The sequence below is a fragment of the Cryobacterium sp. HLT2-28 genome (assembly GCF_004402495.1).
In the GTDB taxonomy this organism is placed as follows: Bacteria; Actinomycetota; Actinomycetes; order Actinomycetales; family Microbacteriaceae; genus Cryobacterium; species Cryobacterium mannosilyticum.
The window spans coordinates 193155-206006 of sequence record NZ_SOFH01000008.1; the positions used below are offsets into that span (position 1 = coordinate 193155).

Below are 12852 nucleotides of genomic sequence, written 5' to 3' on the forward strand. Positions count from 1 at the left end.
CGGGGACGGCGGGTTGCCTCAAACGGTGTGACCGGCGCTACAGACCAACGTGCTTCTGAAAACGCACGATGCTGGAGAACTCATCGATGTCCAGGCTTGCTCCGCCGACGAGGGCGCCATCCACATTGGGCTCGCGCATGTAGCCGGCGATGTTGACGCCCTTGACGGAACCGCCGTAGAGGATGCGGGTCTTTGCGGCCACATCTTCCCCGAGGGTGTCCTTCAGCACGGTGCGCAGCTGGGCCGCAACCTGCTCGGCCTGCTCCGGAGTGGCAGCCTGGCCGGACCCGATCGCCCAGACGGGCTCGTAGGCCACGACGATGTCCGCCGCGTTGGAGACGCCGGACAGGGCCGCCTTCAACTGCGCAACCGGCACGGCGCTGGGGCCGTGCAGTTCCAGGTCCGCGGCGGTCTCGCCAACGCAGATGATCGGAACCAGGTTGTGCCGCAGTGCGGCCTTGACCTTGGCCGCGACCTGCTCGTCGTTCTCGCCGTGCAGCGTTCGCCGCTCGGAGTGACCGATCAGAACGTACTGGCACTCCAACTGAGACAGGAATGCGCCGGAGATCTCACCGGTGTAGGCGCCGGAGTCCTGTGCCGACAGGTCCTGCGCGCCGTAGGCGAGCGGGAGCTTGTCAGCGGACACGAGCGTCTGCACCGAACGAAGATCGGTGAACGGCGGGAACACGGCGACCTCGACGGCTGAGAAGTCGTGCTTCGCATCCTTGAGGTTCCATGCCAGCTTCTGCACGAAGGCGATGGCCTGGAGGTGGTCCAGGTTCATCTTCCAGTTGCCCGCGATCAACGGGGTGCGCCGCGGGTAGTCGTTTACTGCCATCCGAGGACCTCCAGTCCTGGTAGGCGCTTGCCCTCGAGGAATTCGAGGCTGGCGCCACCGCCGGTTGAGATGTGACCGAACTGATCGTCCGTGAACCCGAGCGTGCGCACGGCGGCGGCGGAATCGCCACCTCCGACGACGCTCAGCCCATCGACCTCAGTCAGGGCGGCGGCCACCACACGGGTGCCCTCCGCAAACGGTGCGAACTCGAACACGCCCATGGGGCCGTTCCAGAACACCGTCTTCGACGAGCTGATGATCGCGGCGAAGGCCGCGGCCGTCTCCGGCCCGATGTCCAGACCCATACCGGAGGCACCGAATGCGGTGTCCTCGATCGAGTCGGCCGTGGTGATCACGTGCTCAGCATCGGGTGCGAACTTCGCCGCCACGACGACATCCGTCGGGAGGACGATCTTCACACCCAGGCGCTCGGCCTCGACCAGGTAACCGCGGACGGTTTCGATCTGGTCGGCCTCGAGCAGGCTCGCGCCCACCTTGTGGCCCTGAGCCGCGAGGAACGTGTAGAGCATTCCGCCACCGATGAGCAGCGAGTTGACCCGCGGCAGGAGGTGACCGATCACGCCGAGCTTGTCCGACACCTTCGAGCCACCGAGGACGACCGTGTAGGGCGCCTCCGGCTTCTCGGTGAGACGATCGAGGACCTCGAGCTCGGCGGCGATCAGGAGACCGGCGGCGCTCGGCAGGATCGATGCCAGGTCGAACACGCTGGCCTGCTTGCGGTGGACGACACCGAAGCCGTCCGAGACGAGCACGTCACCGAGAACGGCGAGCTCGTTGGCGAACGCAACGCGTTCGGCGTCGACCTTGCTGGTCTCCCCCGGGTTGAAACGGAGGTTCTCAAGCACGACGACGTCACCGTCAGCCAGGGCCGCGACGGCAGCCGTCGCGGACTCGCCGACGGTGTCGGTGGCGAACGCGACCTCGCTGCCCAGCAGCTCAGCCAGGCGTGCTGCGACCGGAGCCAGGCTAAACCTGTCTTCCGGTGCACCCTTGGGTCGGCCGAGGTGAGAGACGATCACGACTCGGGCGCCCTGGACGAGCAGCGCCTTGATGGTGGGCAGGGACGCGCGAACGCGGCCATCGTCCGTGATCTCTCCGTCTTTCAACGGAACATTGAGATCGCAACGGACGATGACGCGCTTGCCGTGGAGCTGCCCCAGTGATTCGATTGTTCGAAGTGTCACCGCGGGCCTCGGTTAGAGGCTCTTGGCGACGAGTTCGGTGAGGTCAACCATGCGGTTGGAGTAGCCCCACTCGTTGTCGTACCAGGACGACAGCTTGACCTGGTCGCCGATGACGCGCAGCAGGCCGGCATCGAAGATGGACGAGTGCGGGTCGGTGACGATGTCGCTGGAGACGATCTCGTCTTCGGTGTACATCAGGATGCCCTTGAGGGGACCCTCGGCTGCTGCCTTGTAGGCGGCCTTGATGGCTTCGACGGTCACCGGGCGTTCCGCGATGACGGTCAGGTCGGTGATGGAGCCGGTGGGAACCGGCACGCGAAGTGCGAAGCCGTCAAGCTTTCCCTTGAGCTCCGGGAGCACGATTCCGAGCGCCTTGGCGGCACCGGTCGAGGTCGGGATGATGTTGACAGCGGCGGCGCGAGCGCGGCGCAGGTCGGAGTGCGGGCCATCCTGAAGGTTCTGGTCGGCTGTGTACGCGTGGATCGTGGTCATCAGACCGGACTTGATGCCGAAGTTGTCGTTGAAGACCTTGGCAAGCGGCGCGAGGCAGTTCGTGGTGCACGACGCGTTGGAGATGATGTCGAACTTGGCCGGGTCGTAGTCCTGCTCGTTGACGCCCATGACGATCGTCGCAACCTCGCCGGTGGCGGGAGCGGAGACGATGACCTTCTTGGCGCCGGCGGTGATGTGCTTGCGCGCGTCGTCAGCCTTGGTGAAACGACCGGTGGACTCGATGACGATGTCGACGCCCAGCGCACCCCAGGGGAGGTTGGCCGGGTCGCGCTCGGCGAGGACCTTAATCGGCTTGCCGTTGACGAGGATCGAGTCGCCGTCAACCGAGACGGTTGCGGCAAGGCGCCCGGTGATGGAGTCATATTTAAGGAGGTGAGCCAGCGTCTTCGTGTCGGTGAGGTCGTTCACGGCGACGATCTCAATGTCGCTGCCCTGGGCGAGGGCGGCGCGAAGATAATTACGGCCAATGCGGCCAAATCCGTTAATACCGATCTTTACAGACACGAATGTCTCCTAATCTTGTGCGCCGAGGCGCGTTTCTTGTGGGTGAACTGGACGGGGTGCCGGCCCCCGCGAGGGGGCCGGTCCTGCTATGAGAGCAGGAGCAGCCCGTTGGTCTTTTCGCGTGCGATCGTGAAGCGTTCCTGGACGTTCGCCCAGTTGACGATGTTCCAGAATGCCTTCACGTAGTCCGCACGCACGTTGCGGTAGTCGAGGTAGTACGCGTGCTCCCAGACGTCCAGCATCAGCACCGGGATCGTGCCGGCGGCGAAGTTGGCCTGCTGGTCGAAGAACTGCTGGATGATCAGACGCTGGCCGATCGAGTCCCAGGCGAGCACAGCCCAGCCGGATCCCTGCACGCCGAGCGCGGTGGCCGCGAAGTGGGCCTGGAACTTGTCGAAGGACCCGAAGTTGTCGTCGATGGCGCTGGCCAGGTCGCCGGTGGGCTTGTCGCCGCCGTCCGGGGAGAGGTTGGTCCAGAAGATCGAGTGGTTGACGTGCCCGCCCAGGTTGAAGGCGAGGTCCTTCTCAAGCTTGTTGACGTAGGTCAACTGCCCGGAATCACGGGCCTCGGCCAGCTGAGCGAGGGCGGTGTTGGCCCCGGTCACATAGGCCTGGTGGTGCTTGCTGTGGTGGAGTTCCATGATGGTGCCGCTGATGCTCGGCGCGAGCGCCGAGTAGTCGTAGGCGAGGGCCGGGAGTGTGTATTCAGCCAATGTGTATCTCCTCTGAATTTGTCGGCGGCAAATGCTCCGCCACCAGTTAGTGAGCGACCTATCTAGTCTACTCAGGTCGCGCTGGCCGCGTGACGAACGGCGGAATCAGGCCTCGTCGAGGTCGGAGGGCAGATCGGCGTCGGTTCCGGGGATTCCCTGGTCCGCTGCCTTCTTGTCCGCCATCGCGAGCAGCCGGCGGATCCTGCCGGCGACGGCGTCCTTGGTCATCGGCGGGTCTGCGTGGTGGCCGAGCTCGTCAAGGCTTGAATCCCGGAAGGAGAGGCGCAACTCCCCCGCGTAGCGCAGGTGCTCGGGAATGTCGGTGCCGAGGATCTCCATGGCCCGCTGAACCCGGGCGCAGGCTGCGACGGCGGCCTGCGCGGACCGGCGGAGGTTGGCGTCGTCGAAGTTGACGAGCCGGTTGGCGGTGGCTCGCACCTCACGGCGCTGACGGAGTGCCTCCCAGTTGAGCACGGTGTCCTGGGCGCCCATGTGCACGAGCATCGCGCCGATCGCGTCGCCGTCGCGGATGACCACCCGGTGGACGCCGCGCACCTCCCTCGCCTTGGCGACCACGCCCAGGCGCCCCGCCGCACCGACCAGGGCCATCGCCGCTTCGTTGCCCGGGCAGGTGATTTCGAGGGCGGCGGAGCGCCCCGGGTCGGTCAATGAGCCGTGGGCCAGGAAGGCACCCCGCCAGACGGCGGCGATCTCTTCCTTCGACCCTGTGGTCAGCCGGTTCGGCAGCCCGCGGATCGGACGCCGCCTGGCGTCCAGGAGACCGGTCTGCCTGGCCAGGGTCTCTCCCCCGTCGAGGACGCGCACAAGGAAGTGACTCGTCCTGCGTAGCCCGGAGGCCGCGATGACGGAGACGTCGCTGCGCACCCCGTACAGCTCGGCCAGGTCCTTGCGAACGCGGCGGGCGAGGAGTGCGGTGTCGAGCTCGGATTCGATGGCGATCCGGCTGGAGATCATGTGCAGTCCGCCGGAAAACCGGAGGATGGTGGCCAGTTCCGCAGCCCGAACCGTGGTCTTCGAAACCTCGACGCGAGCGAGTTCGTCTTTAACGTCGGCCGTGAGTGCCAATCGCTTGTCCATTCTGTTGTCCTGGCCTTGTCCCGGCCGGGAGTTGTTCTGGCTGGGCCCGGTGGCTGTTTCCAGGCACCGTCGGCCGTGGTTATTCTCGTCCGAGGTCGCGGTTTTTGAGACTGACCGCTACCCCGGGAAAGTTCTTGATCCGGCTGGCGATCTCGGCCGACATCGCCACCGAACGGTGCTTGCCTCCGGTGCAGCCGACCGCGATCGTCACGTGGCGTTTGTTCTCGCGCTGGTAGCCGGCGAGGACAGGTTCCAGTGCCGCCGCATAGTTGTCCAGGAACTCCACCGCGCCGGTCTGGGCGAGTACGAAGTCACGGACTTCGGCGTCCTGTCCGGTGTGTGCGCGGAGCTCGGGGATCCAGAAGGGATTCGGCAGGAAACGCACGTCGGCGACCATGTCGACATCCGTGGGCAGGCCGTACTTGAAGCCGAAGCTCATCAGGGTGACGTTGACCCCGGCGGTGTCAGCCGCCGCGAACCGGTCGGTGATCGTCGTGGCCAGTTGATGGATATTCAGGTCCGAGGTGTCGATCACCAGATCGCAGGATTCCCGGACGGCGCTGAGTTTGCTGCGCTCGGCCGAAATCCCGTCGAGGATGGTGCCGTCGCCCTGGAGCGGATGCGGCCTGCGCACCGACTCGAACCGGCGCACGAGCACATCATCCCGGGCCTCGAGGAAGATGACCCGCACGCGGGCGCTCTTGCGCAGTGACTGGACGATCTCCTGGAAATCAGTGAAGAAGCCCCGGCCGCGGATATCGACGACGGCGGCGATCTTCGGCAGGCTGGTGCCGGCCCGGCTGACCAGTTCCACCAGCGGCCGCAGCATCTGCGGGGGCAGGTTGTCCACGACGTACCAGCCGAGGTCCTCCAGCGCGTTGGCCACGGTCGAGCGTCCCGCTCCGGACATGCCCGTCACGATAAGCATCTCCTGCTTGTCGTTCTCCGTTGTCATATTCGCTCTGACGCCTTCGGTTGTGGTGGATATCGCGTGTCCAGCCTACCGACCGGCCGGGGCCTTCAGGCGCGCAAGTGCTGATGGATCGTGGCCGCGAGGCCGGGGCCGATCCCCCGAACCTCGGCGATCGACTCCGCGGAGGCTTCTTTCAAACGCGCCACCGAGCCGAAATGCTGCAGCAGAACCTTGACTCTCGCAGGGCCGAGGCCCGGGATCTCGCCGAGGACGGTGGAGATGTCCCGTTTGCGCCTGGCCCGTTGATGGGTGATCGCAAACCTGTGCGCCTCGTCCCTGATCCGCTGGATCAGGAACAACGCGTCGCTGTTCCTGGGCAGGATGACGGGGTAGTCGGAGTCCGGCAGCCAGATCTCCTCGAGCCGCTTGGCGATGCCGCAGAGGGTGATGCCGGTGACACCCGATTCCCGGAGCGCACGGGCCGCGGCCGTGACCTGCGGCTGCCCGCCGTCGACGATGAGCAGATTGGGCTGGTAGCGGAACTTGCGCCGCTTGACCGGCGTCCCGGCGTCGTCGTCGCCGGGCGCTTCCGTTTCGTCATCGGGGATCAGATAGGCCAGACGCCGGGTCAGCGTGCGGTAAATGGAGTCGGTGTCGTCGGTCGACTCCGGGATGCCGAACCGGCGGTATTCGTCGGTGCGGGGCAGCCCGTCCTCGAAGACGACCATCGAGGCGACAATGTTCGTTCCGCCCAGGTGCGACACGTCGTAACACTCCATCCGAAGCGGCGCTGACGGCATCCCCAGGGCCTCCTGGATGTCCTCCAACGCCTTGGAGCGCGCCACGAAGTCAGAACTTCGCCGGGTCTTATAGAGCATCAGGGCGTGCTTGGCGTTCTGCGTCGCCGTCTCGAGAAGGGCCGCCTTGTCGCCTCGCTGGGCGGCGAGGATCCGCACCCTTCGCCCGGCAATGCCGGCAAGCCAGCCCTCGAGTGCCTCGGCGTCGTCGGGCAGCTCGGGCACCACGATCTCCCGAGGCGGCACGGCATCCCCGCCGTACGCGGTCTGCATGATCGAGTCGATGAGTTCGCTGGTGGACAGATCGAGTTCCTTGTCGACCATCCAGCCGCGGACACCCCGGATCCGTCCGCCGCGCACGATGAACAGCTGGACGGCGGCCGCGAGCTCGTCCTCGTCGAACGCGAACAGGTCGATGTCGACGTTGTCGCGCAGGACGACGGCGCTCTTCTCGAGGACCGCATCGAGGGCGCGGATCTGGTCACGCCGTTTGGCCGCCGTCTCGTACTGCTGTTCGGCCGCGGCGACTTTCATCTCATTGGTCAGCCGGTTGATCAGTTTGCGGTCCTGACTGCCCAGGAAGCTCACGAATTCGTTCACGATGACGCGGTGTTCCTCGATGGTCACCGTACCGGAGCACGGTCCGAAGCACCGCCCGATCTGACCGGCGAAGCAGGGCTTGCCGGACTGCATCGCCCGCTTGTAATTGGCGTTGTTGCAGGTGCGGATCGGGAACGCCTTGAGCATCAGCTCGATGGTGTCGTGCACCGCCCACACCTTCGGGTACGGCCCGAAGTAGCGCGCACCGCGGATGCCGGTGGTGCGGGTGACAAGCGCACGGGGCGCCTCGTCGGCCAGGGTGACCGCCAGGTAGGGGTAGGACTTGTCGTCCTTGAACTGCACGTTGAAGGGAGGATCGAACTCGTTGATCCAGGTCCACTCGAGTTGCAGCGCCTCAACCTCGGTGCCGACGACCGTCCACTCCACGGAATTGGCCGTGGTGACCATCCGCCTGGTGCGTTCGTGCAGGCTGCCCAGCGGCGCGAAGTAGTTGCTCAGCCGGGCCCGGAGGTTCTTCGCCTTGCCGACATAGAGCACGCGTCCGGTTTCGTCACGGAACCGGTACACCCCCGGGCGGGTCGGGATCTCGCCCGCCTTGGGGCGGTAACTCAGCGCGTCGGACATGGCCTCCCCTGGTCTGCGCCTACTGCGCCGCCAGGACCTCCTTGAGGAACTTCCCGGTGTGGCTCTTCTTGACGGTGGCCACATGCTCCGGAGTGCCGGTCGCGAGCACCCGGCCGCCGCCGGACCCGCCCTCGGGGCCGAGGTCGATCACCCAGTCCGCGGACTTGATGACGTCGAGGTTGTGTTCGATCACGATGACGGTGTTGCCCTTGTCGACGAGGCTGTTCAGCACGAGCAGGAGCTTGCGCACGTCTTCGAAGTGCAGCCCGGTGGTCGGCTCGTCAAGTACATAGACGCTGCGGCCGTTGGAGCGGCGCTGCAGCTCCGTTGCGAGCTTGACTCGTTGCGCCTCACCGCCGGAGAGGGTGGTGGCGCTCTGGCCGAGCCGCACGTAGCCGAGGCCCACCTCGACGAGGGTCTTGAGGAATCGATGGATGGCGGAGATCGGCTCGAAGAACTCCGCCGCCTCACTGATGGGCATGTCGAGCACCTCGGCGATGTTCTTGCCCTTGTAGTGCACGGTGAGGGTGTCCCGGTTGTACCGCGCTCCCCCGCATACCTCGCACGCGACGTAGACGTCGGGCAGGAAGTTCATCTCGATCTTGATCGTGCCGTCGCCCGAGCAGGCCTCACAACGGCCGCCCTTGACGTTGAAACTGAACCGGCCCGGCAGGTAGCCCCGCGCCTTCGCCTCGATCGTTTCGGAGAACAGGGTGCGGATCTTGTCGAAGACGCCCGTGTAGGTGGCCGGGTTGGAACGGGGGGTCCGCCCGATCGGAGCCTGGTCGACGTGGATGACCTTGTCCAGGTGGTCGAGGCCGGTGACCCTGGTGTGCCTTCCGGGCAGCTTGCGTGCGCCGTTGAGCCGGTTGGCGAGGACCCGGTAGAGGATGTCGTTGACCAGGGACGACTTGCCGGAGCCGCTGACCCCGGTGACGGCGGTGAAGGTGCCGAGGGGGAAGCTCACCGACACCTTGCGGAGGTTGTTCGCCTCGGCACCGACCACGGTGATCTCACGGGCCGGGTCGATCTCGCGTCGCGTACTCGGCGTGGGAATGACCTTGCGGCCCGCCAGGTAGTCGCCGGTCAGCGACTTCTTGTTGGTCAGCAGGCTCTCGTAGGAGCCGGAGTGCACGACATGGCCGCCGTTGACGCCGGCGCCCGGACCGATGTCGACGATCCAGTCCGCGGTCTTGATGGTGTCTTCGTCGTGCTCGACGACGATCAGGGTGTTGCCGAGGTCGCGCAGGGCCACCAGGGTCTCGATCAGCCGGCGGTTGTCCCGCTGGTGCAGCCCGATGCTCGGTTCGTCGAGCACGTAGAGCACGCCGGTGAGGCCTGAGCCGATCTGGGTGGCGAGACGGATGCGCTGCGCCTCACCGCCGGACAGCGTCGCGGCGGCCCTGGCCAGGTTGAGGTAGTTCAGGCCGACCCGGATCAGGAAGTCCAGCCGGGCCTTGATCTCCCGGAGCACCTGCGCCGCGATGGTCGATTCGCGGTCGGTGAGCTCCAGTTTGTTCATGAAACCGCGGGCGTCGGTGAGGCTGAGGTTGCAGACATCCGCGATGCTCGACCCGTGCACCAGCACGGCGAGGACTTCAGGCTTGAGCCGGGTGCCGGAACAGACCGGGCAGTCGACCTCACGCAGGTACTCACCCCAGCGTGCCCGCTGGGTGTCGGATTCGGCCTGGAGGTACTGGCGTTCGATGTAGGGCACGACGCCTTCGAATCCGGAGGTGTAGCTCATCTCCCGGCCGTAGCGGTTCTTCCATTTCACCTTGACCTCGAAGTTGTCGCCGCGGAGCACGGCGTTCTGCACCTCGGCGGGCAGCTCGCCCCAGGGGGTGTCGAGGGAGAAGTCGAGGTCGCGGGAGAGCCCGTCGAGGAGCTTCTCGTAGTACTGGAAGAGGCCCTTGCCCTGGGTGGTCCACGGCAGCACGACGCCGTCGGCGATGCTGAGCTCCGGGTCGCCGAGCAGCAGGTCGGCGTCGACGGACATGCGCGTGCCGAGCCCGGAGCACTCGGGGCAGGCGCCGAACGGCGCGTTGAACGAGAAGGTGCGCGGTTCGATCTCGGTCAGTTGCACGGGGTGGTTGTTCGGGCAGGAGAGCTTCTCCGAATAGCTCTGCCAGGCGTCGTCGCCCTCGCCGTCGACGTAATTGATCTGCACGATGCCGTCGGTCAGCTTGAGCGCCGTCTCGAGGGAGTCGGTGAGCCGGCTGAGCAGTTCCGGCCCGGCAACGAGCCGGTCGACGACCACGGAGATGTCGTGCTTGATCTGCTTCTTGAGCACGGGCGGCTCGTTGAGCTGGATTTGCGTGCCGTCGACGATCGCCCGCGAATAACCGCCGGCGGCGAGTTCCTTGAACAGGTCGACGAACTCGCCCTTCTTCTGCGACACGACGGGGCTGAGCACCTGGTAGCGGATGCCGGCCTCCAGCTCCATCAGCTGGTCGGCGATCTGCTGCACGGTCTGGGCCTGGATGACCTCACCGCAGACGGCGCAATGCGGCACACCGATCCGCGCCCACAGCAGTCGCATGTAGTCGTACACCTCGGTGATCGTGCCGACCGTGGACCGTGGGTTGCGGTTGGTGGACTTCTGGTCGATCGAGACGGCCGGGCTGAGCCCCTCGATGAAATCGACGTCGGGGCGGTCGACCTGGCCGAGGAACTGGCGCGCATAGGCGGACAACGACTCGACGTAGCGGCGCTGGCCCTCCGCGAAAATGGTGTCGAAGGCGAGCGATGACTTGCCCGACCCGGACAGGCCGGTGAAGACCACGAGGGAATCCCGAGGGATCTCCAGGTCCACGTTGTGCAGATTGTGCACCCGTGCGCCGCGAACACTGAGTTTTGACCCGGACTCTACCTTGGAAATTGACACCGTTCGAGTCTATGCAGTGCCGCCCACACTCCGGTGCGACATCACCACGCCCTGAGCGAACACATGTTCGACAGTGCGCGTTTTCGCCGGGCCGTTGCCGAGCACCAACCCGAGCGCCAACCGTTCGATGCGGCTAGATGTGGCCGGCCTTCTCCATCTGGCGCAGTTCGCGCTTCAGCTCGGACACCTCGTCTCGCAGGCGCGCCGCGAGTTCGAACTTGAGTTCCCCGGCAGCCTCGAGCATCTGACCGTTCAGGTCCGCGATGATCGACTCCAGGTCGTTGGCGCCGTTGGCCGCCAGGCCCTGGCGGCGAGGCGTCGGGGCGCTCCCCTTGCGCCTGTCGGAGCGGCCGGCCAGAAGCTCGGCGGTGTCCGCCTCCTCACGGGCGAGAACCTCGGTGATGTCCGCGATCCGCTTGCGGAGGGGGGTGGGGTCGATCCCGTGCAGGGTGTTGTAGGCCACCTGCTTCTCACGGCGGCGGTCGGTTTCGTCGATGGCGCGTTCCATCGAGGCGGTGAGCCGGTCGGCGTACATGTGCACCTCGCCGGACACGTTGCGGGCGGCGCGGCCGATGGTCTGGATGAGAGAGGTCGCCGAACGGAGGAAACCTTCCTTGTCGGCGTCGAGGATGGCGACCAGCGACACCTCCGGCAGGTCGAGACCCTCCCGCAACAGGTTGATTCCGACGAGCACGTCGTAGACGCCGGCACGGAGTTCGGTGAGCAGTTCGACCCGGCGCAGGGTGTCGACGTCGGAGTGCAGATAACGCACCCGCACTCCGGCCTCGGTGAGGAAGTCGGTGAGTTCCTCGGCCATTTTCTTGGTCAGGGTCGTGACGAGCACCCGTTCGTTGCGCTCGACCCTCTTGTGGATCTCCTCGAGGAGGTCGTCGATCTGCCCCTTGCTGGGCTTCACGACGATCTGCGGGTCGATCAGCCCGGTCGGGCGGATGATCTGCTCGACGACGCCGTCGGCGATGCCCATCTCGTACTTGCCGGGGGTCGCGGACAGGTACACGGTCTGGCCGACCCTGCCCTTGAACTCACTGAACTTGAGCGGCCGGTTGTCCAGGGCGCTGGGGAGCCGGAAGCCGTGTTCGACGAGGGTGCGCTTGCGCGATGAGTCCCCCTCGTACATGGCGCCGATCTGGGGCACGGTCACATGCGACTCGTCGATGACCATCAGGAAGTCGTCGGGGAAGTAGTCGAGCAGGCAGTGCGGCGCCTCCCCCGGCTGCCGGGCGTCGATGTGCCGCGAGTAGTTCTCGATCCCGGAGCAGAAACCGATCTGCTCCATCATCTCCAGGTCGAAGGTGGTGCGCATCCGCAGCCGCTGGGCCTCGAGCAGCTTGCCCTCCCTCTCGAGCTGTTCGAGACGCTCGGCCAGCTCTTCCTGGATCGTGCCGATGGCGCGCTGCATGACCTCGGTGCTGGCGACGTAGTGCGATCCGGGGAAGACGGAGACGGAGTCGAGCTTGCGCACGATGTCGCCGGTCAGCGGGTGCAGGCTGTAGAGCGCCTCGATCTCGTCGCCGAACATCTCGATCCGGATCGCGAGTTCTTCGTACATGGGGATGATCTCGATGGTGTCGCCCCGCACCCGGAAGTGGCCCCGGGAGAAGTCGACGTCGTTGCGCTGGTACTGCATGGCGACGAACCGGCGGACGAGCCAGTCCCGGCTGACCTTCTGGCCGACTTGCAGGGCGATCATCGCCTCGAGGTAACCCTCGGGGGTGCCGAGGCCGTAGATGCAGGAGACGGTGGACACGACGATCACGTCGCGCCGACTCAGCAGCGAGTTGGTGGTGGAATGCCGCAGCCGCTCCACCTCCGCGTTGATCGACGAGTCCTTCTCGATGAAGGTGTCGGTCTGCGGAACGTAGGCCTCCGGCTGGTAGTAGTCGTAGTAGGAGACGAAGTACTCGACGGCGTTGTTGGGCATCAGCTCACGGAACTCGTTCACCAGTTGCGCGGCCAGGGTCTTGTTGTGCGCGAGCACCAGGGTGGGGCGTTGCACCTGCTCGATCAGCCAGGCGGTCGTCGCGGACTTTCCGGTTCCGGTGGCACCGAGCAGCACGATGTCGGTCTCTCCGGCGTTGATCCGGCCGGCCAGCTCGGCGATCGCGGTCGGCTGGTCACCGCTGGGGGTGTACTCGCTCACGACCTCGAACGGATGTACAGAGCGCGTGGGTTCCATGA

At 65.9% G+C, this 12852-nt stretch carries 9 protein-coding genes; all 9 read right to left on the reverse strand.

The window, feature by feature from the left end; translation table 11 throughout:
* Positions 1–37: 37 nt before the first annotated feature.
* On the reverse strand, positions 38–838 hold the full coding sequence (tpiA, locus tag E3O48_RS03980; protein ID WP_134537386.1) for a triose-phosphate isomerase: 801 nt from the start codon (positions 836–838) through the stop codon (positions 38–40).
* Entirely contained in the window at positions 829–2043 is a 1215-nt protein-coding gene (gene pgk, locus E3O48_RS03985) for a phosphoglycerate kinase (RefSeq protein WP_134537387.1), read from the reverse strand. Before pgk ends, tpiA begins: the two co-directional genes overlap by 10 nt.
* Before the next feature lie 12 nt (positions 2044–2055).
* Positions 2056–3060, reverse strand: a complete 1005-nt coding sequence (gene gap / locus E3O48_RS03990; protein WP_134537388.1) for a type I glyceraldehyde-3-phosphate dehydrogenase — start codon at positions 3058–3060, stop codon at positions 2056–2058.
* Positions 3061–3146: 86 nt separating this feature from the next.
* Positions 3147–3773, reverse strand: coding sequence for a superoxide dismutase (locus E3O48_RS03995; protein ID WP_134506632.1), 627 nt, complete (start codon positions 3771–3773; stop codon positions 3147–3149).
* A 105-nt stretch (positions 3774–3878) separates the two neighbouring features.
* Positions 3879–4859 carry a DNA-binding protein WhiA gene (gene whiA, locus E3O48_RS04000; RefSeq protein ID WP_134506923.1) on the reverse strand — a complete coding sequence of 327 codons (981 nt, stop codon included), beginning with the start codon at positions 4857–4859 and terminating at the stop codon, positions 3879–3881.
* A 91-nt stretch (positions 4860–4950) separates the two neighbouring features.
* A complete protein-coding gene (gene rapZ / locus E3O48_RS04005) occupies positions 4951–5826 on the reverse strand; it encodes an RNase adapter RapZ (protein ID WP_134506634.1) in 876 nt (291 codons plus the stop codon).
* Between the two features lie 65 nt (positions 5827–5891).
* Positions 5892–7766 (reverse strand): excinuclease ABC subunit UvrC, encoded by a 1875-nt coding sequence (uvrC, locus tag E3O48_RS04010; RefSeq protein ID WP_134537389.1) that lies wholly within the window; start codon positions 7764–7766, stop codon positions 5892–5894.
* A gap of 19 nt (positions 7767–7785) precedes the next feature.
* Entirely contained in the window at positions 7786–10653 is a 2868-nt protein-coding gene (gene uvrA, locus E3O48_RS04015; RefSeq protein WP_134537390.1) for an excinuclease ABC subunit UvrA, read from the reverse strand.
* 133 nt (positions 10654–10786) lie between these two features.
* Positions 10787–12850, reverse strand: a complete 2064-nt coding sequence (uvrB, locus tag E3O48_RS04020) for an excinuclease ABC subunit UvrB (RefSeq protein WP_134537391.1) — start codon at positions 12848–12850, stop codon at positions 10787–10789.
* Positions 12851–12852: the final 2 nt, after the last annotated feature.